Source organism: Methyloversatilis sp., assembly GCF_965284615.1.
Taxonomy (GTDB): Bacteria; Pseudomonadota; Gammaproteobacteria; order Burkholderiales; family Rhodocyclaceae; genus Methyloversatilis.
This window is the reverse complement of record NZ_OZ260098.1, coordinates 3,612,968-3,639,962: the sequence shown is the minus strand read 5'-3', so window position 1 is coordinate 3,639,962 and position 26,995 is coordinate 3,612,968. Positions and strand designations below refer to the sequence as shown.

The following is a 26,995-nucleotide window of genomic DNA, read 5'->3' as shown; positions in this document are numbered from 1 at the left end:
TGGCGGGGGCGTGTGTGCCGCTGTCATTCGAGCGGGGTGCCGGCCGGAATCCGGGGTGTGGCGATATGCAACGACTGCCGGCAGGCGCCTGCCGGGGCGCTGGCTCAGCGGCGGAAACGATCCGGGCGGAAACCCCAGGCCAGGCTGAGCACGCCGAGCAGTGCCGGCAGCCAGCCAATGCGGGTCGGCACCGACTGCGTGCGACCGAGTTCGGGATCGGTCAGCGCCGCTGCAAGCCCGTCGGCGTCGGTCAGCGTGTGATAGGCCATGCCGGTCTGTGACGCCAGCTCACGCAGATGGGGCGACTTCAGGCTGGACAGATGTTCGGTGCCGGCGACCACCGCCTGCTGCGCCACCGATTGGCCTGACTCATCCACCATCGCTTCGCCGTTGGCGCTCGAACCGGTGCGCCCGCGCGTCGCGGTGTCGGTCTGCGATACCTCGTCGGCACGCCAGTAACCGAGCGGTCGGCCGTCCGGGTCGAATTTCGGGATCGGGCTCAGCGCGCTGCCGCCGGTACCGACGATGAGCCCCTTCACCGCGCCCGGTTCGCCATCGAAGGACGGGCGTATCTTCGGATGCAGCGGTGGTGCCTCGTGGCCGTCGGTCACGAACACCAGCGACGGCTTCTGCTCCAGATCCTTCAATGCACGGATCGACGAGAACAGGCCTTTCGACACCTCGCTGGCGCCGGCCCAGGACATCTGGCCGTCTATGCTGGACAGCGTCGCCAGCAGTTCGTGATAGTTGCTGCACACCTCGACCGGCGTCATCAGCGCCAGCAGCCGGTACTCGGAGAACACGCCCCAGCCGATGCGCGAGCCGCAGGGCAGGGCGCGCAGCGACTCGGCCAGGCTGTGCTTGGCGTAGGTCAGTCGGTTGACCGGCTTGCCGTCGAGCTCGTAGTCGCGCGTGTTCATGCTCTGCGTGATGTCCAGCACCACCATGTGCGTGTAGCTGCGCCCCGGCAGCGACACCGGCGGCAGCACGGCGGCGAGCCCGAACAGCAGAACCGCCACCGTCAGCGGTCGCGCCTGCGGGCTGCGCGCACGCGCCAGCAGCTGTCGCGTCGTCGCGATCATGGCAGACCCAGCGTGAAGGCCTTCATCGTCGTCACGGCCCGCTCGCTGTTCTGCGGCAGCGGCGGTCCTTCCTCGATCGCGCTTTCGCGTTCGGGCGCCAGGCGCAGCGCCCGTTCGAGGTTGTACTTGGCGTTCCAGTGCTGCGGGTTCAGACGCAGCAGCTCGCGATAGCTCGACTTCGCCAGCTCGGCCAGCGGCAGCGACTTGCCTATGCTTTCGGGCCCGAACTGCAGTGCTTCGCGCAGATGCAGGTTGCCGAGGTTGTACAGCACCGACTGCAGCAACTCGCCGTCGGTGCTGCGCGACAGATCCTTGTAGGCGCGCACCGCACCCTCGTAGTCGTTGCGCGCCGCCAGCGACAGCGCCCGCGCGAACTCGGCCTGCGGGGTGTCCTGGGTCGCCGCGGCATCGATGCCGCTATCGACCAGACGATTGAAATCGCGGGCCTTGGACAGGCGGTAGCCCTCCCAGGCCGCCACCGCGACGCTGACGGCGATGCCCGCGGCGAGCAGGGACGCGACACTGCGCAACTTCATGACTGCAACTCCTCTTTCCATGCCGGCCGCGTGATCAGGCGGCAGGCCAGTGCGATCGCGCCGGCGAGCAGGGCCAGCGCGAAGCACCAGCCCGAAAAATCGCGCCGCGGAATGCGTTCGACGTAGTCGAGCGGCAGGTTCTGCTGGCGATCGACCTCGGCCACTGCCTGCTTGACCGCCTCCGGGTCCTCGGCTTCGAACGCCTCGTACGGGACGCCGGTCGATTTCAGGAATTTGTGCAACGCCGCCTCCGGCACGTTGCCGTCGTTCTCGTCCGCGTTCAGGCCCAGGCTCAGCGCCGAGCGGATGAACACCCAGTAGACGGCGACGCGGTTGCGTTCGAAGGCGCGGCGGATCTTGCCGCGCATCTCGTCGTCGATCTGCGCCGCGCCATCCGACACCAGCAGCAGGATGCGGCTGCCCGAATAGGCGCGGCGGTCGAACTGTTCGGCGCCGGCCAGCAGGGCACGACCGATGTCGGTTTCCGACAGACCGCGGCCGATGCCGCCGGCCTCGATGCCGGCCTGCACGACGTCGCCGTGCTGCGTGAAGGGCACCACCAGCATCGGCGACGAGCTGAACAGCAGCAGCGAGTAGCGATCTTCGGGACGCCGTGCCGCGAACTCCGCGAGCAGGCGGCGCGCCACCTTGCCCTTGGCTTCCGCAGTGGTGTCGATCGACGGCTGCCGGCCCTTGGGCAGCAGCGGTTCATCCATGCTGCGGCTGCGGTCGAGCACGATGACGATCTCGGCGCCACGGCCGGTGCGCTGCTGTTCGGTTGCCGGCTGGGCCAGTCCGGCCAGGCCGAGCACCGCCGCCACGATGGCGAGCGCAGCGGCGATCCGGCCGCCGCGCAGTACGGCATTACCCAGCGCATCGCGCGGTAGCCAGTCTATGCAGCCGTAGTCGAGCGAATGGCGCCGCCGCGGCCACAGCGGCAGCAGCGCCAGCGGCAGCGCGAGCAGCCACAGCGGCGCGGTCAGTTCGAGCGCACCGGGCCACAGGTTCAGGACCAGATCGTTCATGCCAGCGCGCTGCGTTCCAGTTTCGCCGCCTGCGCACACAGCGCGCGCGGCTCCACGCCGTTGACCGCACGGTCGGCGAAGAAGCGGGTCTGCGAAGCCTCGAAGAAGCGGCGCAGGTCCGCCTCCAGTGGGGCCAGCCACGGCGCGCGGGCGAGCAGCAGCGGCAGGTTGTGGTCGCGCACCACCTGGCCGGCGGTGTCGTCGAGCGCGCGGTGCAGCCGGCGCCAGACCTCGATCGAACCGGCATCGAGCCGCGCGATGTCACGCTGGGCGCGTGAGAACGGCAGACGGCGCCGCGCGTTGAACTGGCGCAGCAAGGCCAGTGCCGCCCACAGCGCCACCAGCAGTGCGCCCGCGTACAGCGCGGCGTGCAGCCCCCGCTCGTAAGGCGCGGTGTCGATGTGCGGTGCCGGATCGTCCGGGCGCATCTCTTCCAGTCCGGCGCGCGCCAGCACCACATTGGGCGTGAGCGGCGCCACCGTCAGCGGCATCGGCGTGGTCTGCAGGCGGCTACCGGACACCGCGGTTTCGATATCCAGCGCAGGCAGTTCGATCGCGCGCAGTTCTTCCGGCACGTTGATGATCTGGTAGTCCATCACCAGCCAGCGGCGGCCCGCCGCGTCGCGCTCGATACGCGCATCGCGGCGCTCGAACCAGTTGCCGGTGCGCTCCAGCGGCGGCAGCTTGGCAAGTTCCAGCGGCTTGCCGTCGTATTCCAGCACGACCCGCTGGGTCACGATGTCGCCGATGACGTAGCCGAAGGGGCGCAGCGGATCGACCTCGGGATTGACTGCCGAGATCACCGGCGCCGGCGGTGCTGTCACATCGGTCGCCGGCTCGGCCGGCGCTGCGGCGGGTTCGGCGGGGGCCGCAGCCGGGTCCGGCGGCGGCGGAATGACGTAGCCGGTGGGCTGCGGCGGTGTGCTTGGCGCAGCCGCAGCATCGGCACCGGCGGCAGGCGCCGGCGGGGTGGTGTCCTGCGCGTGGGACGCGCCACAGCAGACCAGGGCCAGCGCCGCACAGGCGCTCAGCAGGCGCAGTCTCCAGAAGGAAGGCATGTCAGACGGCCTCGAAGAAATAGCGTGACAGCGCGTCCGCGTCGAAGCGGCCGGTCATGTAGAAAGGGCGTACACCGCGCGACGAGAACAGCGTTTCCAGCGACTCGCGCCGCTCGGCGAAGGCGTCCTCCCAGCGACGGCGTATCTGCGGCCGCAGCCACAGGCCGCGTCGGCGGCCGCTTTCGATGTCGCGCAGCGCGAGCAGGCCTTCGCCCTCCGGCGCCTTCGGCTCGACCTCGTCCCAGATCACCATCGGCACGACGTAGGCGTGCGACAGCAGGTCGAGTGCGGCCGAGGTCTGTTCCAGTGGCGCGTGGAAGTCGGAAGCGAGGAAGACCAGCGCCTGCTTGCCGGCGATGCGCGAACAGGCCTGGAAGATGCCAGCGGTCAACGGCTGGTCGGCGCGGGCGCGGGCCAGCGATTCGGCCATCATGACGCCGGCGCCGCGCGAATGCATCGGCGCCAGCATCAGGTCGGTGCGCTCGCTGCTGTCGTAGGCCAGCATGCCCAGCGCGTCGCCGGTACGGAACACCGAGTCGCCGAGCGACAGCGCGAACTCCGACATCCGCTGGATCTTGCTCGCCGCCGAGCCGAAGGCCATCGACGCCGACACGTCGGCCAGCAGATAGACCGGAATGCCGGCGCGCTGACGGTTCACCCGCACCAGCCAGCGCCCCTCCGGGTCGCGGATGCTGGCGCGCAGGTCGAGGCGGCGCGGGTCCGGCCGGTCGAACAGCGTCTGGTGGGCGATGAATTCCTGACCGCTGCCGGTGGTCGAGCTGCGGTGCGCGCCGGGGCGCTGGCCGCCGACCCGCATCGGCATGCGGTAGTGAAAGTCGCGCTGGAAACTCATGGCGGCGGTGTGACTCAGGGCGTGGCGACCCGCTCCAGCATCTGCGCGATCAGCGCATCGGCCAGTTCGGCGCGGCGCAGTTCGTACACCGGGGTGAAGAAGACGCGATGCACCAGCGTCAACGGCAGCACGGCGCGGATGTCTTCCGGCGTCAGGTAGTCGCGTCCGCTGAACCAGGCGACCACGCGCGCGGCGCGCATCAGCATGCCCATGCCGCGCGGGCTGGCGCCGGCCAGGATCAGCCGCGACATATCCACGCCTTCAATCTGCAGGCCGTACTTCACCGGGTCGCTGGTGGCCGCCCAGATGTCCATCGCGTAACGCTGCAGCGCGTCCGAGGCGGTCACGGCGCGCTGGATGGCGGCGCCGATGGTGTTCATCTGCATCCAGTCGACCACGCCTGGCGTCACCGTGTCGATGAGCGCGTCGGTGTCGTGGAAGCGCGGATCGAACACCAGCGCGCGCCGGGTGTCGTCGTCCGACGGCGTCAGCATGCGCAGTTCGAACATGAAGCGGTCGCGCGCGGCGGAAGCCAGCTCGAAGGTTTCTTCCTTCTCGACGCGGTTGCGGTCGGCGAACACCGTCATGTGCGGGAAGCTGTATTCGCGGTTGAAGGCGGACAGCGTGCGCTCGGCCATCGCGCGCAGCAGCAGCGACTGCACCTGCGGACGGGCACGGTTGATTTCGTTGAAGAAGAAGGTGGTGAGACGCTCGCCGTGACGCAGCAGCGGGCCGGGTTCGATGCGCGGCTTGCCCTCGCTGTCTACATAGGTGTGATAGACGAGGTCGTTCGGCATCAGGTTGACCGTGCCTTCGACGCGCTCGAAGTCGCCGCCGATAGCGCGGGCGAAGGCGCGCAGCACGGTGGTCTTGCCGACGCCGACGTCACCCTCGAGCAGTACGTGGCCGCGGGCGAACAGCGCAACGTTGATCAACCGGAGCGTGTCGTCCTGCCCGACCACTGCGCGACGCACTTCCTCTTCCACGCGCAGCGCGAGGCCACGCCAGTCCTGCAAGGCTTCCTGAGAGAGCATTAGCGAAGATTCCTGCTCGATTTATGGGTACGGGAAACGCGACGCACGATACAAGGTTTGCGTCCCGGCTGCATGCTGCAGCGCGAGGCACCTGTCTCATCGGATGAACCTCGTGGAAAGTGCCCGGTCGATCATGATCCGGACACCAACAACAGGGGGGAGCGATGAGTGCCGTGCCGACGCAGACCGCGATTCTTGGAGGAGGTTGCTTCTGGTGCCTCGAAGCCGTGTTCAACCGGGTCGAGGGGGTGATGCGGGTCGAGCCGGGTTATGCCGGCGGCCACGTGGATAACCCGACCTACGACCAGGTCTGTACCGGCCAGACCGGGCACGCTGAAGTGCTGCGCGTCACCTTCGACGCCTCGCTGACGACTTTCGATGCGCTGCTCGACGTGTTCTTCGCGCTGCACGACCCGACCACCGAGAACCGTCAGGGCAACGACGTCGGCACCCAGTACCGCTCGGTCGTGTTCTGCCATGACGACGCGCAGCGCCAGGCGGTGCGCGCCGCCATCGAGCGCCTGACGGCGGCCGGCAGCTATGCCGCACCGGTGCTGACGCAGATCGAGGGCGCGGTGCAGTTCTGGTCGGCCGAGGATCACCACGTCGCCTACTACGAACACAATCCGCTGCAGCCCTACTGCATGGCGGTGGTCGCGCCCAAGGTCGCGAAGTTGCGCAAACTGTTCGCCGGGCGCGTCAAAACCCAGCTGCGCTGAGTACACTTCGTTCTTTTCAAACTTCGCGGGATGGACACAATGACTTCAAGCACCACCGAAAGCGGCCTCGTCATCGAGGACACCACGCCGGGCACCGGCCATGAAGCGGCATCGGGTCACGAGGTCAGCGTGCACTACACCGGCTGGCTCACCGACGGACGCAAGTTCGATTCGAGCAAGGACCGCAACGACCCGTTCAGCTTCCAGCTGGGCGCCGGCCAGGTCATCCGCGGCTGGGACGAGGGCGTCACCGGCATGAAGGAAGGCGGCGTGCGCAAGCTCACCATCCCGCCGCACCTGGGCTATGGCGAGCGCGGCGCCGGCGGCGTCATTCCGCCGAATGCCACGCTGGTGTTCGAGGTCGAGCTGCTGTCGGTCATCCGCAATTCGGGCGAACTGGTGATCGAGGACATCACCGAAGGCTCCGGCCGCGAAGCGGTGCCGGGCCAGCGCGTCAGCGTGCATTACACCGGCTGGCTCACCAACGGCCGCAAGTTCGATTCGAGCAAGGACCGCGGCCAGCCCTTCAGCTTCAATCTGGGCGGCGGTCAGGTCATCCGCGGCTGGGACCAGGGCGTGGCCGGCATGAAGGAAGGCGGCGTGCGCAAGCTGACGATTCCGCCGCAACTGGGCTACGGCGCCCGCGGTGCCGGTGGCGTCATTCCGCCGAACGCCACGCTGGTGTTCGAGGTCGAGCTGCTGAGCGCGAGCTGATTGCGCCGTTTCATCCTCTGCGCCGGCCTTGCGCTGCTGGCCGGCGCAACGGCGCAGGCGACGGACGAGGCGGTCGATCCGCCTGACGGGCAGGCGACGCCGGCCGAGGTCGACCTCGGCCGCCTGACCATCGAGGCGCCGGCGCTGCCCGAGCCGGTGCTCGACATGCTGAACACGCACGCCCGCTCGCTGAAGTTGCGCGAGCCACTCGACGGCGAGCGTGCGGAGCGGCGCACGCTGCGTCGGGTGCGCCGCGAAATGACCGAACTGCTCGCCACCGAAGGCTGGTTCAGCCCCACCTTCGACATCGCCGGCGATCCGCCGGTGCTGCGCATCGAGCCGGGCGCGCGCACGCGCGTGTCCTCGGTATCCATTGTGTTCGACGGCGATCTGGCCGGCGACGGCGACGAGCGCGCCGCCCGCCGTGCCGCGCTGCGTGCCGGCTGGCGCCTGGCCGAAGGTCAGCCCTTCCGCCAGGCGGACTGGTCGGCCGCCAAGCAGACGCTGCTCGAAGACCTGACCGCGCGCGACTATGCGGCCGCCGTGCTGGGCGACAGCCGCGCCGAGGTCGATCCCGACAGCGCGAAGGTCAACCTCAGCGTGCGTGTCGACAGCGGTCCCGCCTTCCGCTTCGGCGACATCGAAGCGACCGGGCTGGCGCTGCACGACCTCGATCTGGTGCGCCGCTATTCCACGATCAAGCCGGGCGACCCGTACTCGACCGATGCCGTGCTCGCCTTCGAGCGCGCGCTGCTGTCGTCACCCTACTTCAGTTCGGTGCAGATCCTTGCCGACGTCGATCCGGCGCGTGCCGACGCCACACCGGTGCGCGTCGCCGTGACCGAAGCCAGTTCGCGCCGCCTGTCCTTTGGCGCCGGTCTGAGCAGCAACACCGGCTATCGCGGCGAAGTGGGCTGGTCGGACAACAATCTGTTCAAGCGCTCCTGGCTGCTCAACAGCGCGGTGCGGCTGGAACAGCTGCGCCAGATCGCCTTTGCCGACGTCATGCTGCCGCCGCGCGAGGACGGCTACCGCGACAGCTTCGGCGTGCTGGCCGAGAACGCCGACATCCAGGACCTGATCACCCGCCGCGTCGGCGCCGGCATCGTGCGGGCGCGCGTGAAGGGCGACGTCGAAATCCGCCACTCGCTGAGCCTGCAGCGCGAACAGCGCGAGATCGACGGCTTCGTGCAGAGCACGCAGCAGTCGCTGGCGCTGAACACTTCGTGGACCTGGCGCCGCGTCGATGACCTGTTCAATCCGCGCGAGGGCTGGGTGCTGAACGCGCAGATCGGCGGCGGCGTGAAAGGCCTGCTGTCCGACGCCAACTTCCTGCGCGGCTATCTGAAAGGCCAGTGGTTCATCCCGGTCGGCAAGCGCGACCAGCTCATCCTGCGCGGTGAGGTCGGCCTGACCGGCGGTGTGACCGAAGCGCTGCCGCAGGACTTCCTGTTCCGCACCGGTGGTTCGACCACCGTGCGCGGCTATGACTACCTCGAACTGGGCGTGCGCCAGGGCAGCGCCATCGTCGGCGGCCGCGCGCTGGGCGTCGCCAGCGTCGAGTACGTGCACTGGACGTCCGACACCTGGGGCGCCGCCTTCTTCATCGACGCCGGCGACGCCGCCGACACCCGCGAGGACTTCAAGCCGGCCTTCGGCGCGGGTGCTGGCGTGCGCTGGCGCTCACCGGCCGGCCCGATCGCCTTCGACCTCGCCTACGGCGAACGCGAGCGTCAGTGGCGGCCGCATTTTTCGCTGGCCATCGCGTTCTGAGCATGAATCCATCGACCGATCATTCCTCGTCCGAGCGCCGCAGTCTGCGCGCCCGCAGCCGCCTCGGTCGCACTGGACTGGCCTTCACCGATCTCGCGCTGCTCGCCTTGCCCGTGCTCCTTGTGTACTGGGCGCTGGCGACGCAGAGCGGCTTGCGCTCAGTGGCGGCGGCGGCGCAGTGGGCGCTGCCGGCGCTGCAGATCGAAGTCGCCGGCGGCAGCCTGGTTGACGCGCCGCGTCTGGCGCGGCTGGTGCATGACGACGGCAGCCTGCGCATCGACGCACGCGCGGTCGCGCTGGACTGGACCGCGTCGGCCTTGCTGCGCGGCCGGCTCGACATCGCGCGGCTGTCGGTTGACGAATTGCGCATCGCCAACTCGCCCAGCGACGAGGCGCCAGTGGTGCCAGCCAGCCTCGAACTGCCGCTGTCGCTCTCGGCGCAGGTCGAGATCAAGCGGCTGGTGCTCGCCGACTACGCGACACCGACGGTCAACAAGGTGGTGCTCGAAGCGCTGCAGGCGCAGCTCGACTCGGACGGTCGCGCGCACCGCCTGGACGCGCTGTCGCTCGGCACGCCCTGGGGTGCGCTCGACGGCCGGTTGCAGCTCGACGGCGCCGCGCCCTTCGCGCTGAATGGCGAGCTGAATTTCAAGGCGGCCGACTACGCGGCGCAGGCGACGCTGGGCGGCGCACTGGCCGAGGCGGCCGACATTGATCTGCGCGCCAGTGGTTACGGCGTGTCGGGCAGCGCCCGCGTCGGCGTGCGGCCGTTCGCCGTGCAGCCGCTGGCGGCGCTGAAACTGGCGCTCGACGAATTCGATCCGCACAGCCTGCACCCGTCTGCGCCGTCCGGCCGATGGACGGTGCACGCCGACCTGTCACCGCGCGATGGCGACGCGCTGGCGCTGACTGGCACCGTCAGCGCGGCCAACGCCGCACCGGGGCGCATCGATCAGGGGCGTGCACCGGTCACCGCGCTGACGGCGCGCATCGAGGCGGACGTGGCCGCCGTCGATCTGCGCGATCTGCGCATCGCGCTGGCCGGGGGCGGCGAGGTCAGCGGCGAGGCCGGCTGGCGCGGCAGCGGCGACCTGCCGATCACCGCCGCACTGACGCTGCGCGACATCGACAGCGCGCAGCTGCACGCCCAGGGCGTGCGCACGAAACTCGGCGGGCGCATCGACATCCAGGCCTCGGGCGCGCGCCAGCAGTTCGCCGTCAACCTGAACGACCGCGGCCCCAGTCGCCTCGCGCTGAAGGCGAACGGCCATGTCGCCGACGCGCTGCTCACGCTGGCGCAGGCCGATCTGTCCGCGCGCGGTGCTCAGGCCGGCGTGCGCGGCACGCTCAAGCTCGATGACACGCTGGCCTTCACGGTCAACGGGCGCCTGCAGAAATTCGACCCGTCGGCTTTCGTGAAGGCGCCGGCCGCTTCGCTGTCGGCCCGCTTCGACGCCGCCGGCCGTCTCGGTCCGCAGATCGATCTGCGCGCCGCGCTGGACATCGAACCGAGCACGCTGATTGGCGAGCCGCTGGCCGGTCGCGCGAAGCTGCGCCTGCAGGGGCAGCGCCTGTCCGACGTTGATGTCGCGCTCGACTGGTCCGGCAACAGCCTGGCCGCGCAGGGCGGCTTCGGCGGCGCGCAGGACGCGCTGGACTGGACGCTCGATGCACGCAATCTGGCGGCCCTGCGCACCCTGACCGGGCAGACGCTGGCCGGTCGGGTGTCCGGCAGCGGGCGTCTCGCCGGCAGCGTGTCCGCGCCGCACGGTCGCCTGCAGTTGCAGGCGCGCGCGCTGGCGCTGGGCGAACTGGGCAGCGTCGCGCGCGCCGACATCGACGCCGAACTCGCACCGGGCGCCGATGGCCGCCTGCGCCTCGCGCTCGACGCCGCCGACCTGCGCAGCCCGCAGGCACCGGTGCCGGTCGAGCAGTTGCGCGTCAACATCGCCGGCACGCGCGGCGCACACACGCTGGATGCCGATGTCGTTGCCGGCGCGCTGCCGACCGAGCGGGGTGACGCGCCGGCCAAGCCGTCGCTGAAGCTGGCCGCGCACGGCGCGCTGGGCGATGGTCCGTCATGGTCGGGCAGCATCGACCGGCTGGCGCTGGTCATCTCTTCCGAACTGAGTGCCACGCTGAGCGCACCCGCACGGCTCAGCGCGTCGCTGCAACAGGCCACGCTCGACGACGCGCGCTTCGCGCTGACCGGCGGTGGCGAACTGCTGCTGGCGCACACCGGCTGGACCCCGGAACGGCTCGACGCACGCGGCCGCGCGCGCGGCGTGCCGCTGCGCCTGGTGTGGCGCGACCGCGCAGCCGGCATCGCCGTACGCGCGCCGCTGAAGCTCGGTGCCGACTGGTCGATCGCCGCGCTGCTGGCCGGCGACGAGCGCGTTGACGGCACGCTGTCGCTGTTCCGCGAGGCGGGCAATGTCGTGGTGTCGGGCGAAACGCGCAGCGAACTGGCGCTGTCGGCGGCGCGCGTTGACGTGACCTTCGCCGGCCGCGAAGCACTGGCGAAGGCGGTGCTGGCGGGGCCTGACATCGGCGAAGCGCGCGCCGAGGTGGCGCTGCCGCTGCGCCGCGACGGCGGCCTGTGGCAGCCCGACCTCGACGCGCCGACCCGCGGCAGCGCGACGCTGGACGTGCCCTCGCTCGCCTGGATAGGCCGCACGCTGCGCCTCGACATGAGCACCGCCGGGCGATTGCGCGGCGACGTGAAGCTGGCCGGCACGCTGCGCGCGCCGGAACTGTCGGGCCGCATCGACGGCGACGCGCTGGCGTTCGCGCTGGTCGATGCCGGCGTCAAGCTGGAGCGCGGCGAACTGCGCGCGCAGTTCGACGGCGATCACCTGACGCTGCAGTCGCTCAGCTTCGAAAGCGACAACCGCCGCCCGCCGCCCGATGCGCGGCTCGGCGCCGCCGGCCTGACGCGCGAACCGGGCCGGCTGTCGGCGCGCGGCACGGTTGACATCGCCACCACGCGCGCCGACATCGAGGTCGCCATCCGCCGCTTCGTGCCGCTGCAGGGCGGCGAACAGTGGCTCATGCTGTCGGGCGACGGCACGGTGCGCGGTTCGGCGAAAGAGGGCATGAAGCTGCAGCTGGCGCTGAAGGCCGATGCCGGCCTGTTCACCGTGCCGGAGCAGTCGGCGCCCGCGCTCGGCGACGACGTCGTCATCAAGGGCCGTACGCCGGAAGAAGCCGCCGGCCCGCCGCTCGGTCTGGCCATCGACGTTGACCTCGGCGATCGCGTCTATTTCAAGGGTCGCGGGCTCGATACGCGGCTGACCGGCCAGCTGGCGCTGCGCGACGAAGGGCGCGGCCTGCGTGCCACCGGCAACATCCGCACCGTCAACGGCCGCTATCGCGCCTACGGTCAGGACCTGGTGATCGAGCGCGGCGTCATCAGCTTCCAGGGCTCGGTGTCCAACCCCGGCCTGAACGTGCGCGCCATCCGGCCCAACCTGCCGGTGCAGGCCGGCGTCGAAGTCAGCGGCACGGTACTGAAGCCGCGCGTGCGGCTGGTGTCGGACTCGGCCATGCCGGACAGCGAAAAGCTGTCATGGATCGTACTCGGCCGCGGTCAGGACCGCGCCGGCGGCTCCGACCTCTCGCTGCTCGCCACCGCCGCCAGCGCGCTGCTCGGCGGCGAAGGCGAAGGCATCACCGGCTCGCTCGCGCAGGCCCTCGGCCTGGACCAGATCGCGCTGACCCAGAGCAGCACGACCACCGGCCCGCGCAGCCAGGTCGTCACCTCGTCGAACAACACGACCACCGTCGGCGGCCAGGTCGTCAGCGTCGGCAAGCGCCTGTCATCGAACGCGCTGCTCACCTACGAGCAAGGCGTCGCCGGCGCCACCAGCGTCGTCAAGCTCACCTGGAACCTCACCCGCCACCTTGCGCTGATCGGCAGCACGGGCACGGAACAGGCGGTGGATGTGAGGTACGTTTTTTCGTTCAAGTAGGGCGTATCCGCCACGACCGCGCGACTGTCTGTTCCGTGCATAACTGAATGGAATTCCGAAGGCCGCGGACGCGGGTTGGCGGCGAGTCCGGTTTCAGGGTTTTTTCGTACCGTGAGTAAACGGGTAGGCAGACGGAGGGTTTTGAAATGAAAAGAAAATCCGGTGTCCGGTTTATTTGCTTATCCGGACAGCGTCCATCTTATCGGACGAAAGTGTCGTCCACCTCACGTTAGGCCTCATCATCGATAAAGTCGCGCCGTAGACGTAAGGAGCCCAAATGGATAGATCAGCACAATTGCTTGCCGCAGTACGGGGAGAGGCTCAACCGCCAAGCGAACCTCCAGCTAATCCGAAATCAAGGGAGGTGCACATTGCCCCACCAGACTTGATTCCAATGCTCAAACGGTACTTCGATGGCGAGAAAACTGCACAGGAGATGCAGGAGTGGGCTTCATGGATCCTTTTTCAAGAAGAGCTATGCATCCTTGGGTGGCAAAACGACGATCTCGCTGATTACTACGAGCCAATGTGGAACATCCTTCAAGCCATTTCGTCACCGGTCACTGATAGGCCCCTCTCTCGCACCAAAGCACATGCGTACATATCAATGCTTAACGCGATGGGGCCAGGGCCAAAGAGCCCTGAATCACCTTTATTGCATACTCAGCCATGAATAACGCTTGTTCAACGTTCGTGGACACTCGAACCGAACACAGTCGGAGTGAACTTGCCAAACGATGCCTACGCGCCCCAGCCTAACTGTCGGTTCAACGCGGACGCCAACACTGGCCATCGCTTCGCGATTTTGATGGCCAGTGTTGGTGCCCTACGCGCTTCGCGCTCCGGCGCCGGTTAACCTGGGCGTTCGGCATCAAAACATGATCTGCTCTCATTGCGGCGTAGAGAATCTTGAGTCAGCGCTGCGGTGTATTCGCTGCGGTGCTGACGTTGTTGAGAAGGAGCGTTTAGCAACCGAAGACGCACTGCTAGTCTCAGTGCAGGACACTGACCCTCAGAACCGCCTTACCTTGGGCTTCGTTCTCGTCTTTGCATCTACATGGTTAATGGGAGCTCTTTGCTTATTTCTCTATGCTGGCTTGCTGCCCTGGCTGCCCTGGCATTGGCCCTTCTTTGTGGTCCTAGTACCTTTGTGTTGGTTCATCGCCCGCAAGGAGCTCAGGTCGTCTCTCACTTCTGAAGGTAAAGGTCCGAAGTGAGGCGCCCGCCCAGCCCCTTCTCGCGTATTCCGGCGACGCCCAACCCTTCAATCGAGCGGATCTCCGAACGGCTCCGCCGTTCTCCGGCCGTTCATTTCAAACGTTAGGCATCTCATGCCACTCGACAACGACGCCCTTCTCGCCGCTTGCCTCGAAGTAGCGCGCTTAATCCGCTGGCGGGACAATCCGGTTGATGAGGTTCTCGCGAAAGCTGCGGTGGAGATCTATTTCAACGCTGCAATCCAACATGAAGATTTTCTTGTCGGTCAGGGGCGCGATCCCAACATCATTGTTCGTGCTGTTCGATATATTGCGCACAAGCATGCAATTCCGCCTTTGGAAGGCAACGTTGAAGCCTTTGAGTCAATGTTGGATGTATTGATCGAGCTCGCTTGTCCCAACCAAGGCGTCGAGGAAGATCAAGAGGCGTTCTTTAAAGACATCGAAGAAGGCATTCGAGACGCACGGAGCGATTATGCTTAACCTCTTGGTCAACGTGGACCGCCTGCAAGCTGCGCTTGCAGGTCCCCTCTGAACCGCCCCGGATTTTGCGGAGACTGAATGCCATTTAACCTCTCAGTCAACACGCACTGATGCCTGAAGCCTCATTCTCACCCCCAACGGATGCGCGAGCGCGGATCACCGGGATATCCGTCGAGTTCCTGCAGTTCACATGGAAAGAGGCGCAGGCATGCCTGTTTGCCGGGCTGTTCTTTGTCGCGGTTTTCTGCGTTCCGCGGACTGGCGTGCTGGGGCTGCCGCGTTACGACGTGCTGCTGCTGATCGCGCTGGTGATTCAGGGGTGGATGCTGTGGAGCGGTCGCGAGACGGTCGATGAACTGAAGGCCATCTGTCTGTTCCATCTGCTTGGCTTCGCACTCGAGGTGTTCAAGACGTCGAGCGGCATCCGTTCGTGGTCCTACCCGGACTTCGCGTACACGAAGCTTCTGGGCGTTCCGCTGTTTTCCGGCTTCATGTACGCGGCGGTTGGGCAGCTACATCATCCAGGCGTGGCGGCTGCTGCAGCTGCGGGTCGAGCACCACCCGCCATACTGGATGGCCGGGCTGGTGGCGACGGCGCTGTACCTGAACTTCTTCACCCACCACTTCATCGGCGATTACCGGTGGTACCTGGCGGCTGCCGCGCTGGGTCTGTACGCACGGGCGCAGGTGGTCTTCCGGCCGCACCGCGTCGATCGCCGCATGCCGCTGTCACTGGCGCTGGTGCTGATCGGGTTCTTCATCTGGCTCGCCGAGAACATCGGCACCTTCTTCGGCCTGTGGGCATATCCGCATCAGCTCGGCGCGTGGGCGGCCGTTCATGTGACCAAGTGGAGTGCCTGGTCACTGCTGGTCCTGATGAGCTTCACCATCGTGACGAACCTGAAGCACATCAAGGCCACGGTGCACGTGCCGGCGTGAAGCCCGCCCGTGCCGCGCCGCATTTCATCTGATCGGCTCCGCTTGCGGTTATTCGATGCGGAGGCGTGGAATCGTCCAGATGCATGAGGCGCATGACGAAGGATTTTCGCATGCGCTACCATGCGTCGCCCACTTCGGACGGCATGACGTCGATCCGGGAGTGCGCCGCCTTCAGGCCATGAGCCGCACTGGCGACAGGCGTGGGTGATGTCCTTCGCTCGGTGCGTCAGTGCTGAGCGCGGTCCGTTTGCAAACAAGGGGAGTGGCGCCAGGATGAACCGTTTCAGACGAGTGGCGGGCTATTGCCTGCTGTGTGTATTCACGCTCCTGATGAGTGGGTGTGCGGCCTTCTATGTCGATGGCAATGCGCCTGAAATTCCCAGTTCCGCCTACAGGAAGCCGGAGAGTCCGGGCCCGGTGCAGCTCGTCTGGGAGTTCCGTACGAAGGGGGTTCCCAATGCGCAGGCAACCGAATTTCTGAAGACGCGCGTACGCGATCAGATTGCCGCAAGTACCCTGTTCTCTCAGGTCAGCGACGCGGCGGAGCCGGGCAGCGGTCTGCTCTCGGTGACGGTCAACAATGTTCCCTTGAGTGACGATGCCGCGCGCAAGGGTTTCGTGGCTGGCCTGACCTTCGGCATTGCGGGTCAGACCGTAGCCGATGGTTACGAATGCACGATGCGCTACGTGCCGGCGCGCGATAACGCTCAGGCGCTGGAGCGCAGCGGCAAGCATGTGATCTACACCTCCGTCGGCTCGACTTCGCCACCGCCCGGCGGATTGAAGATGTCCGGGGTTGAGGAGGCAGTGACGACGATGATCCGCCAGATCGTCAGCCGCACCCTGAACGACATTGCCGAGGACCCGGCCTTCCCATGAGGAGGCGTCTGTCGGGGGGCGCACTGGTCTGCCTCGTGGGGGCGATGCTCACCGGATGTGCCAACGTTAAGCTCGATGCAACCGGCGCGAGCCCGGCCACGCTGGAAAAGCTGCGCACCGCCGGCCTGAGGCCCGCCGCAGTGGACGCATTCGCGCTGGCGCCGGGCCTTGTTCCGGCGCTCGACCGGACGCTTCCCGGTCTTCGCGGGAACACCCTGGCACCGGCCAAGGGCAGTTGGGCCCGGCTGCTCCGGGACACGCTGGAGATCGAGCTCTCGGCGGCGGGCCTCTATGACCCCGCGTCCTCGTCGGTGATTGCGGGCGAACTCATCGAAAGTCGCGTGGATGCGGCAATCGGAACCGGTACCGCGCGACTGGCCGCCCGCTTCAGGGTCACCCGTGGCGGTGAGCAGGTCTATGAGCGCGCGCTGGATGTCGAAGCGCGCTGGAGTTCGTCCTTCGTCGGTGCCATCGCGATACCTGAGGCGATCAACCAATATGGCGCGCTGTACAAGGCGCTGGTGGCGAAATTGATCGACGATCCGGATTTCCGGCGGGCGCTGGCGAAATGAGCGTGCGCTCCATGCCATCTGTCTGAACCGGCGCTGACAGGTTGACGCCGCGGCCCCGGGAACGCGTGCTCAGGGGTTTATCGGGGACGTAGCAACATTTCCCTTATCGAGCGGATGAAGCGGCGCATCGACTCTGATCAGGGCAAGCAGATGATCGCCGCGCGCTTCGCCACCGTCGAACCGGTGTTCGGCAACCTGCGACACAACAAGCGGCTCGACCGCTTCACGCTGCGCGGGCGCAGCAAGGTCGTGGGCAATGGAAGCTCTACTGCCTGGTGCACAACATCGAAAAGCTTGGGCACCATGAATACGCGAATTAGGTAAGCTGGCGGGAGAGGTTGACGCCAGTTCGAGCGCACCGGGCAGCGGTCGGGGCTGACGTCAGGGGACGACGATGAAGCGAAGATCGGAGGGTTGAAACGACGATGAGCGATTTCGATGTGGCAAAGGTCGGAAGCAACCGCTTGCCCCGGAATGGGGTTTTTCTACAGCGTCGTTCGGCCTCATGAATTCACCGCAACTGTTCCGCAAGACGCAAGAGCGCGAGTTCTTTGCTCATCACATGCTTTTGCACGCCGCTGAGCGTGAAATAGAAGACGCAAAGGCAAGCGAAGTGGGGCGGTTCAATAAATGCCTCGCCTCGATGGTTCTTTCAGCCCTGGCGATCGAGGCTCTGGCAAATGCCGTTGGAAGTCGTGTCGCTTCAGATTGGACGGTTTTCGAGGGTCTCGGCCCCCTGGAGAAACTTGACAGTCTGGCCAAAGAATTAGCCTTCACGTATGAGGCGACAAAGGAGCCGTGGTCTGCGATTACACAGCTTGCGCGCTTCCGAAACGACATAGCTCATCCCAAGCCAGAACTCATCTTAGAGGAAAAATATCTCCCGGAGGTAGCTCTGGGCAAGGCGCTCTTTGATTCGCCGCAGTCTCAGATCGAACGCCAGATAACGCTTGGAAACGCGGAGCGTGCCAATAAGGCTGTGCGCGCGCTCAAGGCCATCCTGACCGACAATCTGCCAGAGGACAAGCGCGTTGGCATATACGCCGACATGTGGTCCGGAAGCACAGAACTAGCGCCATGATGCCGAACCCATTATTCGGGCGGACCTCGCGCAAGAAGCCGCGCTCGGCCGTTCAATTCAGACGTTTGGCCGCAGACGCACAATGACCCCCTTCATCACCGACACATCGTTTGACAGCCGCCTCCGATCAGCCATTTCCGCTGCGTGGGCAGTCTTCGCCCGGAAGGTCGGCAGCACACTCATCCCAATCAACAAGGAAGCGTCAATGCAGCTTCAGTACGCCTATGTCCTGAAGCAGCTCTTACCTCTTGCGGTTCAATACCCCGACGAAAGCGCAGAGCTCGAACTGGAGCCCGGCGTCAGGATGGCCGCGGGCTCAAACAATATTGACCTCCTCGTCCACGGAACATCCTCCGCCGGCGTAACCAAGATCGCCGTTGAGATGAAGTGTTATCGCAAGCTAGCCGCTTCGGGGGGAACTCGTGGCGCCCACGACATTTTCATGAAAGATGTCTACGAGGATCTACAGATATTGGAACAGTATGTCACCCAAGGCATCGCCTCTCGCGGTGTCGCCTTGGTAATGAATGACCTTGAACGCTTTGTGAATCCAACCGTGAAATTTGGTAAGTGCTGGACCTACGATACATCTCAGGGCCACACGTTCGAGGGGGGACACTTCACCGTACCTATTGGTGGCAAGCCTGTAAGCATCGAACTCGCTCGCTCGTACACCTTTAACTGGGAAAAGTTCGGCCAGTTCTGGTTCTGTGAACTGGAGGGCACTGTGGTTCAACCTATCATTCCACCGGACCTGTCGCGGCAAGCCGCGCCAGTCCGGTGAATTCCAACGGTCGAGGTCGTAGATGACCGTAAGGACTACGGTGAACGTCGCATCGTCTGCTACGGCCTCTTGCATGGTCGAGTCGTCGTCATTGGCTATACCCCGCGTGGCTCAGCTCGTCACGTCTTCAGCATGCGAAAGGCCAACGATCGTGAACAAACCCGTCTCGCGCCGTTCCTCGGGCTCTGATCTCAAGCGTGTTGACGCCCATGTGGTCAAGCCGCACGAGTACAAGGAACTACCCGAACTGACCGATGCAATGTTGGCGCGCGCTGTCGTCAACAAGGGCGGTCGTCCCAAGTCTTCCAATCCTCGCCAACTCATCAGCCTTCGCCTGCCGCCCGAGGTCATCGAGCGCTGGCGTGCAACGGGTCCCGGTTGGCAAACTCGCATGGCGGAGCAGCTGGCCAAAGGCCCGGCGCGGTCGAAGGGCGCCGCATAAGCCGTCGTCCGAATGGCCTTGCGCGAAGGTCGGTGCGAGGAGACTCAAGTCACCTGGAGATCCCGATGTCCGGCCCCGCACGAACCGGTGTGCTCATCTACGCGAAGAATCTGTCGTCCGTTTCCGCCTTCTACGAACAGGTCCTGAGTGCCCGGGTGCTGCATGCAGACGACGAACACAGAGTCCTGCAGACGCCTGACGTCCAGCTCATCATCCACGCCATCCCCGAGCAGTACAGCCGTTCCATCGTCATTGAGGAGCCGCCGGTGGCGCGTGAGGAGCAGGCCATCAAGCCCTTCTTCACGGTGGAAAGTCTGGTGGCGGCGGAGCGCATTGCGGAGCAATGTGGCGGTCGGGTCTGGGGGCCGGTGTGGCCTGGCCCCGGCATGCAGGTTCGCAATGTCTGCGACCCGGAGGGCAATATCGTGCATCTGCGTGAGGGCGTAGCCTAGCGGACAACCGGATCGGTACCGCGGCTTCGCCGTTCTATACGTCGCAGGTCATCTCGTTACGTGAGACCGGAGAACATGTCTGTCCGTGGCCGACGCCGCCCGGCAGCCCCACGCTGGAACGTTCATCCGCACTTTCCCCGAGGATCGCTCATGAATACCCAGTACTACACCGCCACCAGCCTCGACGGCTTCATCGCCACCGAAGACGACTCGCTGGACTGGCTGTTTCCGCTGGGCGACGTCGGCGACACGAGCTACCCGGCCTTCATCGCCGAGGTCGGTGCGCTGGCGATGGGGTCGTCTACCTACGAATGGATGCTGCGTCACGCGGACACGGTGGCCGCGGAAACGGGCGCGGCCTGGCCCTACAGCCAGCCGACATGGGTGTTTTCGAACAGGCCCTTGCCGACCGTTCCCGGCGCCGACATCCGCTTCGTCCGGGGCGATGTGCGACCCGTGCACGGCGCCATGCACGCGGCAGCGGGCGACAGGAATATCTGGATCGTCGGCGGAGGCGATCTGGCCGGGCAATTCCATGACGCCGGGCTGCTGGACGAGATCATCGTGCAGGTTGGGTCAGTCACGCTGGGCCGGGGCAAGCCGCTGTTTCCCCGCCAGCTCACCAGCCCGCCGCTGGTGCTCGTGTCGGTCAGGCAGGTGGGCACCGGCTTCGCCGAACTGCGCTATCAGGTGCCTTCAAGCGCAATCGTCACCGCGGCATGACGGGGCAGCGACGGGGCATGGCGCCCTGTCGAAACCGGCGCCTTCCGTTCGTCGTGCGAACAGAGGGTCGTCCTCGGCAACGGAGTTAACCATGCCTGCGAATACTGTCCGGCTTCACCGCGTCATCCCTTCGACCGCCGACCGCATCTATCGCGCCTTCCTTGATCCCGACGCGTGGGCCAAATGGCTGCCGCCGCACGGCTATACCGGCAAGGTCCATCTGATGGAGCCGCGCGTCGGTGGCCGGTACCGGATGTCCTTCACCAACCTGACGACCGGTCACAGCCACTCCTTCGGCGGCGAGTATCTGGAACTGATACCCGGCGAGACGCTGCGCTACACGGCGGTGTTCGACGATCCGAACCTGCCGGGCACCATGCAGACGACGGTGACGCTGAAAACCGTGTCCTACGGCGTCAACATGAACATCGTGCAGGAGGGCATTCCCGACGTGATACCGGCCGAAGGCTGCTACCTGGGTTGGCAGCAGTCGCTGCAGTTGCTGACCCTGCTGGTGGAGCCGGAAATCCGCGATTGAAGGCCTCCGGCCGGGCTGTCCTAACGCAGGGCGGTGGAACTGGCCCCCGTCGTCGTACCCAGCGCCCGGTCCAGCTTGTCCTCGACCTCGCCGATGGCGGCGGCAAGCGAGTTTGACGATTCGTTCGACACCTTCTGCAGCTCGACCCTGAGGTCGGCGAATTCCTTCTGCATGGCGGCGTTCAGTTCGGTGAAGCGCGAGGCTTCGGCCTGGTCGGCCAGCAGGCGCTGTTCGCGCAGTTCCTTCGCGTGGCGGCGGGCTTCGAGCAGGGTGGAAGTGTGCAGGCTCAGCGTGTAGGCGCCGAGCAGTACGAGCAGCAGTGCGGTGCCGCCGAGCAGGATGACGCCTGCGGGCGCGTTGATCGTTGCCACCAGCAGCGACACTTCGACTGGCGCGGCCAGCACGTGCCAGTTGGCGATGACGAAGGCGGCCAGCAGGCCGAGTACCAGTATGCCAAGTGCGCCGAGCAGTCTCATGCGGTGTCTCCTCTTGTTGTGATCACCGCATTGTGGCGCCGCTGCGCGCGCAACGCCATCGGTGGGCGCCTACGTGGCTGCGGCGGTGGCGCGCACGACCCGCGCCTCGCGTATCGGCAGGTTCACCAGCGCGGCGGCGGCGGCCAGTGCAGCGTCGGCGTACCACATCCACTGGTAGTCCCCCGTGTGTTCCAGCGCCAGCCCGCCCAGCCAGGCGCCGAAGAAGCCGCCGGTCTGGTGCGACAGCAGCGTCAGGCCGAACAGTGTGGCGAGGTAGCGGGTGCCGAACAGCTTGCCGACGACGCCCGCGGTCGGCGGCACGGTGGCCAGCCAGGTCACGCCGAGCCCGATGGCGAACAGGTAGAAGGTCCATTCGGTGCGCGGCGACGCGAGGTAGATCAGCACCAGCACGGCGCGCGAGGCGTACATCCAGAACAGGATCATCTTGCTGCGCCAGCGGCCGACCGCCCAGCCGGCAAGCAGGCTGCCGAAGATGTTGGCCAGCCCGATCAGCGCCAGTGCGCCGCTCGCCACTTCGGCCGGCAGGCCGCACAGGCCGACCTCGCCCGGCAGGTGGGTGATCAGGAAGGCAATGTGGAAGCCGCAGGTGAAGAAGCCGGCGTGCAGCAGCAGATAGCTGCGGTCGCGCATCGCGTCGCCGACCGCGCGACGCAGTCCGCCGTCGGTGCCGGCGGCGTGCTGCGGATGTGGCTCGCGTGCGCGCAGCGCACGTGCCAGCGGCAGCGCGGCCAGCGCCGCCGCGGCCATCGCGTACATCGCACCCATCCAGCCGACGGTGACGATGAGCTTCTGCGCCAGCGGCGCGAACACGAACTGGCCGAGCGAGCCGCCGGCGTTAATGATGCCTGCGGCCTGACCGCGCTGCGCCGAATCGAGCCGGCGCGAAGCGGCGCCGATCAGCACCGAAAAGCTGCCGGCGCCGGAGCCGGCGGCGGCCAGCACGCCCAGCGTCATCGTCATGCCGAAGGCGCTGTCCACGAAGGTGGTGAGCACGCAGCCGAGTGCCAGCACGATCAGCCCGGCGGCCAGCACGCGGCCCGGACCGTAGCGGTCGGCCACAGCACCCGCCACCGGCTGGATCGCGCCCCACATGAACTGGCCGATCGCCAGCGCGAAGCTGAGCGTGACCACGCCCAGACCGGTGCTGGTATTGATCGGCGATATGAACAGACCGGTGGACTGCCGCACGCCCATGCTCACCATCAGCAGCAGGGCGGCGCACAGCACGGCTGACAGGGCGGTGGGCATGTGGCGGATACCGGGAAACGAGGCGTTGACGCTAGCACAGGCCCCGCGACGATCTGTGCCGCACAGCGACGCTACGCGCCAAGCGCGAATCGCGGCACACTGACGCGTTGTCGTCCTGCCGCTTCGCCCCCATGTCTTCGCTGCTCCAGACCACCGCACTGTTCGTCGCCACCGCGCTCGCCGAAATCATCGGCTGCTATCTGCCCTGGCTGTGGATGAAGGACCGTGCGCCGGCCTGGGTGCTACTGCCGGCCGCGGCCTCGCTGGTCGCCTTCGTCTGGCTGCTGACCCTGCATCCGACCGCGGCGGGGCGGGTCTATGCGGCCTATGGCGGCGTCTATGTCTGCGTCGCCGTGCTGTGGCTCTGGTTGGTCGATGGCGAACGTCCACATCTGTGGGATGTCACCGGTGTAGGGGTCGCGCTGGCCGGCATGGCCATCATCATGTTCGCGCCGCGTGGGTAAAGGCAGATGCAAGCTGCAAGCTACAAGGAAAGCGGGCACCGCCCAGCCTGCCTGAACGTTGAACCTTGAGTCTTGAAGGCGCCCGCCAGGCGCCGCTCTCATAGTGAGGAACACCATGGATCTGCAACTGAACAACCGTCTCGCGCTGGTGTCCGGCAGCACCGCCGGCATCGGCTATTCGATCGCCGAGGCGCTGCTGCGCGAAGGCGCGCGCGTCATCGTCAACGGTCGTTCGCAGGCGGCGGTCGATGCCGCGGTCGCGAAACTGGGCGCGGGCGCCATCGGCTTCGCCGGTGACCTGGCGACGGCGCAGGCGGCCGAAGCGGTGGTGCATGCCCACCCGGATATCGACATCCTGGTGAACAACCTCGGCATCTTCGAGCCCAAGGCCTTCGAGGACATTCCGGACGAGGACTGGCTGCGTTTCTTCGAGGTGAATGTGCTGAGTGGCGCGCGTCTGGCGCGACTGGTGCTGCCCGGCATGAAGCGCCGCAACTGGGGGCGCATCCTGTTCATATCGAGTGAGAGCGGCGTACAGATTCCGGCCGAGATGGTGCATTACGGCATGACCAAGTCGGCGCAGATCGCCATCGCGCGCGGCATCGCCGAATCGGTGGCGGGCAGCGGCATCACCGTGAACAGCGTACTGCCCGGCCCGACCCGCTCGCGCGGCGTCGAGGACTTCGTGCAGGCGCTGGCCGGCGACAGCGGCCAGAGCTTCGACGAGTTCGAGAAGGAGTTCTTCGAGAAGGTGCGCCCGACCTCGCTGATCAAGCGTTTCGCGACGACCGAGGAAGTGGCGGCGATGGTGACCTATCTGTGCAGCCCGCTCGCCTCCGCCACCACCGGTGCGGCGCTGCGTGTCGATGGCGGCACGGTGAAGAGCGCGTTCTGACGGCGGGCGTGCTTTTTGTGGGAGCGACCTCTGGTCGCGATGCAGCCTTCGCGGGCCGCTGGCTTCGATTCAGGCCGCTATCGCGAGCAAGCTCGCTCCCACAGGAAACCAGGCTCCGACGATGGGGCGGGCGTGCTTTTTGTGGGAGCGACCTCTGGTCGCGATGCTGCCTTCGCGGGCCGCTGGCTTCGGTTCAGGCCGCTATCGCGAGCAAGCTCGCTCCCACAGGAAATCAGGCTCCGACGATGGGTCGGGCGTGCTTTTCGTGGGAGCGACCTCTGGTCGCGATGCAGCCTTCGCGGGCCGCTGGCTTCGGTTCAGGTCGCTATCGCGAGCAAGCTCGCTCCCACAGGAAACCGGGCTCCGACGATGGGGCGGGCGTGTTTTTTGTGGGAGCGACCTCTGGTCGCGATGCAGCCTTCGCGGGCCGCTGGCTTCGGTTCAGGCCGCTATCGCGAGCGAGCTCGCTCCCACAGGAAACCGGGCTCCGACGATGGGGCGGGCGTGCTTTTTGTGGGAGCGACCTCTGGTCGCGATGCAGCCTTCGCGGGCCGCTGGCTTCGGTTCAGGCCGCTATCGCGAGCAAGCTCGCTCCCACAAAACCAGGCTCTGGCGGCGAACAGGGCGCGATCCTTGTGAGCGGCCTTGGCGGCGACTGGGCGGGTCGCTTCAGCTGCCCTTGCGGATAGGTGCCGCCACGGCACCGACGTATTCGCCATCCGCACGATGGTGCGGGGCGGGCGAACGTTGCGGTCTGCGCACGACGTCGAGCCACGCAGCCAGCGCCCACATCAGCAGCACCCCGAGCAAGCCGGCGGCGACCTGTATCGCCGGATGGTCCGCGGCCTGCGCACCGACCGCGTCGGCCAGCGGTGCCAGCAGCACGCTGACGCAGAACACTTCGAGTGAATGACGGCCCATGCAGCGCAGCGCCGATGCAGGCGCGCTGTGCAGCCATGCCCCAGGGCGCAGCAACGTGGTGGCCACCCAGGCCAGCACCAGGAAGTGGGCGACGCGCAGCAGGTCGAGGTCGGTCTTGCTGATCGGATAGATCAGCGTGGCGATGGACTGCGGCATCAGCGCGTCATGAACCTCCGGCCAGCGCCAGGACAGGCTGAGCAGCAGCGAGGCTGCGAGGAAGGCCAGTGCCGCCGGCATCATGATGTTGCGGCCGATGCGCCGCTCCAGCGGACGCATGCGAAGAAGGGATCGCGGTCGTGCGCAGCAGGCGCCGATGAAGAACAGGAACTGCCAGGCCAGCGGATTGAAGAACCACACGCCTTCCGGCGCGGCGGGCAGATTCAGCCCCGTCTGCTTCTCCAGCAGCCACAGCAGGCCGGAGGGCAGCAGCACCCACATCGGCCGGCGCACCAGCAGCGGCAGCAGGCCGGCCATCAGCGTCATCAGCACGACATACAGCGGCAGCGGGTCCATCAGCACCGGCTTGAACTGCATCAGGATGCCTGCCAGCAGCGCCGACTGCGGCTGTTCGAGGAAATAGCCCAGGCCCATCTCGGCGATGAAGTCGCGTGTCTCGACATTGTCATTGGCGACGAACACGACCACCATCAACTGTGCCAGCAGGAACACGTGGGCGACGTACAGGATCCAGGCGCGGCGCAGCACGTGCACTGCCGCCGGGAAGAATCCTTCGCGCTCGTAGCGGCGGCCGTAGGCCAGCATGGCGCCATAGCCGGCGAGGAACACGAACAGTTCGGCGGCGTCGCTGAGGCCGAAGTTGCGCAGCGTGGCGTAGCCCAGCGGATTGCCGGGCAGGTGGTCCCAGAACATGCAGATCAGTGCGACGCCGCGGAAGAGGTTGACGCGCAGGTCGCGCGCCGCGGGTGGAGGTGCGTAGTTCATCGTCAACGGCTCCATGCGGGCGGGTCGCGAACGCTACGTGCCGTCGGCCGATGTCCGTTACCCGATGCTGTAGGGAGGCATGCGGCCACGGTGGCGTGACCCATGAAGTGTCCTTGATGCGCCCGCGAATGCTAGCGCCGCGCAAGGGTAGACCAGATGGGCGTACAGGCAGGCGCCTGTCAGCGGATGCTGACAGGCTGCGCGGCAGGCCAGTCGGCCCGCCGGGCTTTCAGCGGCGCGACTCCGGGCGGAAGCGCAGCGCGAGCACGACCAGCGCAAGAAGCGCCGGCAGCCAGTTCAGTGCGGTCGGTACCGGACGCGACACCGCGGCGCCGTCGTGCTTCATGGCGCGAACCAGCGTGCCGGTGTCGGACAGCGTCGCGTAGTCGAAGCCGACCTGCTGCGCGATGTCGCGCAGATGGGTTTCGCGCAGCGCCGACAGGTGCTCGGTGCCGGGTACCTTGCGGCCGTCGGCGGTGCGCAGTTCGCGCTGTATCACTTCGCCGGCCTGCCAGTAGCCGACCGGACGGCCGTCGTCGTCGCTCTTCGGTATCGGCCGTGCCGCCTCGCCGCCAGCGCCGACGATCCAGCCGCGCACCTCGCCCGGCTTGATGTCGTCGAAGCCCGGCTTGTCGCCGTCGCGCAGCGGCGGCGCCTCCTGGCCGTCGCTGACGAAGACGACGGCAGGGGCCTCCTCCAGCGTCTTCGCGGTACGCACCGACCAGAACACGCCTTTCGCCACCTCGCTCGAATTGCCCCAGCGCATGCGGCCGTCGATCTGGTCGAGTGAGGCGATCAGGTCGCTGTAGTGCGCGCACACCTCGATCGGCGCCAGCAGCAGCAGCGTGCGGTACTCGGCGAAACCGGCCCAGCCGACGCGCGAGCCGCAGGGCAGTTCGCGCAGCGCCCGCTTGGCCGATTCGCGGGCGTAGGTCAGGCGGCTGACCGGCACGCCGTCCAGCTCGTAGTCCTCGACATTCATGCTCTGCGTCAGATCGAACACGACGATGGTGTCCCAGCTGTCGCGCGGCAGGTTCACCGGCGGCAGCACGGCGGCGATCACCAGCAGCGCGAACGCGGCGAGCAGCGAGCCGGCGTCGCGCTCACGCAGGCTGGCGAGCAGGTTGCGCAGGAAGACGCGTGTTCTCATGCG

At 66.8% G+C, this 26,995-nt stretch carries 29 protein-coding genes and 2 pseudogenes; 21 read left to right on the top strand and 10 right to left on the bottom strand.

The features are described 5' to 3' along the window. Positions 1-104: 104 nt before the first annotated feature. The 6 genes from ACQ66H_RS17340 to ACQ66H_RS17315 are packed head-to-tail and all read right to left on the bottom strand — an operon-like array spanning position 105 to position 5,588. Positions 105-1,082: a VWA domain-containing protein gene (locus ACQ66H_RS17340; RefSeq protein WP_430435049.1), complete on the bottom strand. Its 978-nt coding sequence runs from the start codon at positions 1,080-1,082 to the stop codon at positions 105-107. Further along, positions 1,079-1,618, bottom strand: coding sequence for an MxaK protein (locus ACQ66H_RS17335; protein WP_430435048.1), 540 nt, complete (start codon positions 1,616-1,618; stop codon positions 1,079-1,081). The genes ACQ66H_RS17340 and ACQ66H_RS17335 overlap by 4 nt, the downstream gene beginning before the upstream one ends. After that, positions 1,615-2,643 (bottom strand): vWA domain-containing protein, encoded by a 1,029-nt coding sequence (locus ACQ66H_RS17330; RefSeq protein WP_020165746.1) that lies wholly within the window; start codon positions 2,641-2,643, stop codon positions 1,615-1,617. Before ACQ66H_RS17330 ends, ACQ66H_RS17335 begins: the two co-directional genes overlap by 4 nt. After that, positions 2,640-3,701, bottom strand: a complete 1,062-nt coding sequence (locus ACQ66H_RS17325; RefSeq protein ID WP_430435047.1) for a nonribosomal peptide synthetase MxaA — start codon at positions 3,699-3,701, stop codon at positions 2,640-2,642. The genes ACQ66H_RS17330 and ACQ66H_RS17325 overlap by 4 nt, the downstream gene beginning before the upstream one ends. A 1-nt stretch (position 3,702) precedes the next feature. Beyond that, the gene (locus ACQ66H_RS17320; RefSeq protein WP_430435046.1) at positions 3,703-4,554 is read right to left on the bottom strand and encodes a DUF58 domain-containing protein; all 852 of its coding nucleotides are present in this window, start codon (positions 4,552-4,554) and stop codon (positions 3,703-3,705) included. A 14-nt stretch (positions 4,555-4,568) separates the two neighbouring features. Beyond that, complete coding sequence (locus ACQ66H_RS17315) at positions 4,569-5,588, bottom strand: AAA family ATPase (RefSeq protein WP_430435045.1); 1,020 nt, start codon at positions 5,586-5,588, stop codon at positions 4,569-4,571. A 164-nt stretch (positions 5,589-5,752) separates the two neighbouring features. Between ACQ66H_RS17315 and msrA the strand changes: the two genes are divergently transcribed. The 19 genes and pseudogenes from msrA to ACQ66H_RS17220 all read left to right on the top strand — a co-directional run bounded on the left by msrA (position 5,753) and on the right by ACQ66H_RS17220 (position 20,875). After that, positions 5,753-6,307, top strand: a complete 555-nt coding sequence (gene msrA / locus ACQ66H_RS17310) for a peptide-methionine (S)-S-oxide reductase MsrA (RefSeq protein ID WP_430435044.1) — start codon at positions 5,753-5,755, stop codon at positions 6,305-6,307. A gap of 39 nt (positions 6,308-6,346) precedes the next feature. Beyond that, positions 6,347-7,021, top strand: coding sequence for an FKBP-type peptidyl-prolyl cis-trans isomerase (locus ACQ66H_RS17305; RefSeq protein WP_304027866.1), 675 nt, complete (start codon positions 6,347-6,349; stop codon positions 7,019-7,021). Beyond that, on the top strand, positions 7,022-8,794 hold the full coding sequence (locus ACQ66H_RS17300; protein WP_430435043.1) for an autotransporter assembly complex protein TamA: 1,773 nt from the start codon (positions 7,022-7,024) through the stop codon (positions 8,792-8,794). It abuts the gene before it with no gap. 2 nt (positions 8,795-8,796) lie between these two features. After that, positions 8,797-12,765 carry a translocation/assembly module TamB domain-containing protein gene (locus ACQ66H_RS17295; RefSeq protein WP_430435042.1) on the top strand — a complete coding sequence of 1,323 codons (3,969 nt, stop codon included), beginning with the start codon at positions 8,797-8,799 and terminating at the stop codon, positions 12,763-12,765. 277 nt (positions 12,766-13,042) lie between these two features. Next, on the top strand, positions 13,043-13,438 hold the full coding sequence (locus ACQ66H_RS17290) for a hypothetical protein (RefSeq protein WP_430435041.1): 396 nt from the start codon (positions 13,043-13,045) through the stop codon (positions 13,436-13,438). A gap of 205 nt (positions 13,439-13,643) precedes the next feature. Then, positions 13,644-13,982, top strand: coding sequence for a zinc-ribbon domain-containing protein (locus ACQ66H_RS17285; RefSeq protein ID WP_368492602.1), 339 nt, complete (start codon positions 13,644-13,646; stop codon positions 13,980-13,982). 114 nt (positions 13,983-14,096) lie between these two features. Then, complete coding sequence (locus ACQ66H_RS17280; protein WP_019916922.1) at positions 14,097-14,465, top strand: hypothetical protein; 369 nt, start codon at positions 14,097-14,099, stop codon at positions 14,463-14,465. 110 nt (positions 14,466-14,575) lie between these two features. Beyond that, a pseudogene (locus tag ACQ66H_RS17275) lies at positions 14,576-14,917 on the top strand (DUF817 family protein); the annotation flags it as partial. A 52-nt stretch (positions 14,918-14,969) separates the two neighbouring features. Further along, positions 14,970-15,404 (top strand): DUF817 family protein, encoded by a 435-nt coding sequence (locus ACQ66H_RS17270; protein WP_430435040.1) that lies wholly within the window; start codon positions 14,970-14,972, stop codon positions 15,402-15,404. A gap of 273 nt (positions 15,405-15,677) precedes the next feature. Further along, a complete protein-coding gene (locus ACQ66H_RS17265; protein WP_430435039.1) occupies positions 15,678-16,283 on the top strand; it encodes a hypothetical protein in 606 nt (201 codons plus the stop codon). Further along, complete coding sequence (locus ACQ66H_RS17260; RefSeq protein ID WP_430435038.1) at positions 16,280-16,855, top strand: hypothetical protein; 576 nt, start codon at positions 16,280-16,282, stop codon at positions 16,853-16,855. The genes ACQ66H_RS17265 and ACQ66H_RS17260 overlap by 4 nt, the downstream gene beginning before the upstream one ends. Before the next feature lie 108 nt (positions 16,856-16,963). Further along, positions 16,964-17,175 (top strand): annotated as a pseudogene (locus ACQ66H_RS17255) (transposase); the annotation flags it as partial. Positions 17,176-17,360: 185 nt separating this feature from the next. After that, a complete protein-coding gene (locus ACQ66H_RS17250; protein ID WP_430435037.1) occupies positions 17,361-17,936 on the top strand; it encodes a hypothetical protein in 576 nt (191 codons plus the stop codon). An 82-nt stretch (positions 17,937-18,018) separates the two neighbouring features. Then, entirely contained in the window at positions 18,019-18,720 is a 702-nt protein-coding gene (locus ACQ66H_RS17245) for a hypothetical protein (RefSeq protein WP_430435036.1), read from the top strand. Between the two features lie 69 nt (positions 18,721-18,789). After that, a complete protein-coding gene (locus tag ACQ66H_RS17240) occupies positions 18,790-18,909 on the top strand; it encodes a hypothetical protein (protein WP_430435035.1) in 120 nt (39 codons plus the stop codon). Next, positions 18,872-19,162, top strand: a complete 291-nt coding sequence (locus ACQ66H_RS17235; RefSeq protein ID WP_430435034.1) for a BrnA antitoxin family protein — start codon at positions 18,872-18,874, stop codon at positions 19,160-19,162. Before ACQ66H_RS17240 ends, ACQ66H_RS17235 begins: the two co-directional genes overlap by 38 nt. 65 nt (positions 19,163-19,227) lie before the next feature. Further along, on the top strand, positions 19,228-19,614 hold the full coding sequence (locus ACQ66H_RS17230) for a hypothetical protein (RefSeq protein WP_430435033.1): 387 nt from the start codon (positions 19,228-19,230) through the stop codon (positions 19,612-19,614). Between the two features lie 150 nt (positions 19,615-19,764). Further along, the gene (locus ACQ66H_RS17225; protein ID WP_430435032.1) at positions 19,765-20,337 is read left to right on the top strand and encodes a dihydrofolate reductase family protein; all 573 of its coding nucleotides are present in this window, start codon (positions 19,765-19,767) and stop codon (positions 20,335-20,337) included. 91 nt (positions 20,338-20,428) lie between these two features. Next, complete coding sequence (locus ACQ66H_RS17220; RefSeq protein ID WP_430435031.1) at positions 20,429-20,875, top strand: SRPBCC family protein; 447 nt, start codon at positions 20,429-20,431, stop codon at positions 20,873-20,875. A gap of 20 nt (positions 20,876-20,895) precedes the next feature. On the opposite strand, the gene ACQ66H_RS17215 is transcribed toward ACQ66H_RS17220, so the two are convergent. Continuing rightward, complete coding sequence (locus ACQ66H_RS17215; RefSeq protein WP_304027839.1) at positions 20,896-21,351, bottom strand: hypothetical protein; 456 nt, start codon at positions 21,349-21,351, stop codon at positions 20,896-20,898. Between the two features lie 69 nt (positions 21,352-21,420). Further along, positions 21,421-22,620 (bottom strand): MFS transporter, encoded by a 1,200-nt coding sequence (locus ACQ66H_RS17210; RefSeq protein ID WP_430435030.1) that lies wholly within the window; start codon positions 22,618-22,620, stop codon positions 21,421-21,423. 131 nt (positions 22,621-22,751) lie between these two features. Between ACQ66H_RS17210 and ACQ66H_RS17205 the strand changes: the two genes are divergently transcribed. Both ACQ66H_RS17205 and ACQ66H_RS17200 read left to right on the top strand, forming a co-directional pair. Then, complete coding sequence (locus ACQ66H_RS17205; protein WP_019916933.1) at positions 22,752-23,084, top strand: YnfA family protein; 333 nt, start codon at positions 22,752-22,754, stop codon at positions 23,082-23,084. 115 nt (positions 23,085-23,199) lie between these two features. Next, a complete protein-coding gene (locus ACQ66H_RS17200) occupies positions 23,200-23,979 on the top strand; it encodes an SDR family NAD(P)-dependent oxidoreductase (protein ID WP_019916934.1) in 780 nt (259 codons plus the stop codon). 669 nt (positions 23,980-24,648) lie between these two features. On the opposite strand, the gene ACQ66H_RS17195 is transcribed toward ACQ66H_RS17200, so the two are convergent. Further along, complete coding sequence (locus tag ACQ66H_RS17195) at positions 24,649-25,842, bottom strand: OpgC family protein (protein ID WP_430435029.1); 1,194 nt, start codon at positions 25,840-25,842, stop codon at positions 24,649-24,651. 229 nt (positions 25,843-26,071) lie between these two features. Next, positions 26,072-26,992, bottom strand: coding sequence for an MxaL protein (locus tag ACQ66H_RS17190; RefSeq protein WP_430435028.1), 921 nt, complete (start codon positions 26,990-26,992; stop codon positions 26,072-26,074). Between the last annotated feature and the right edge of the window lie 3 nt (positions 26,993-26,995).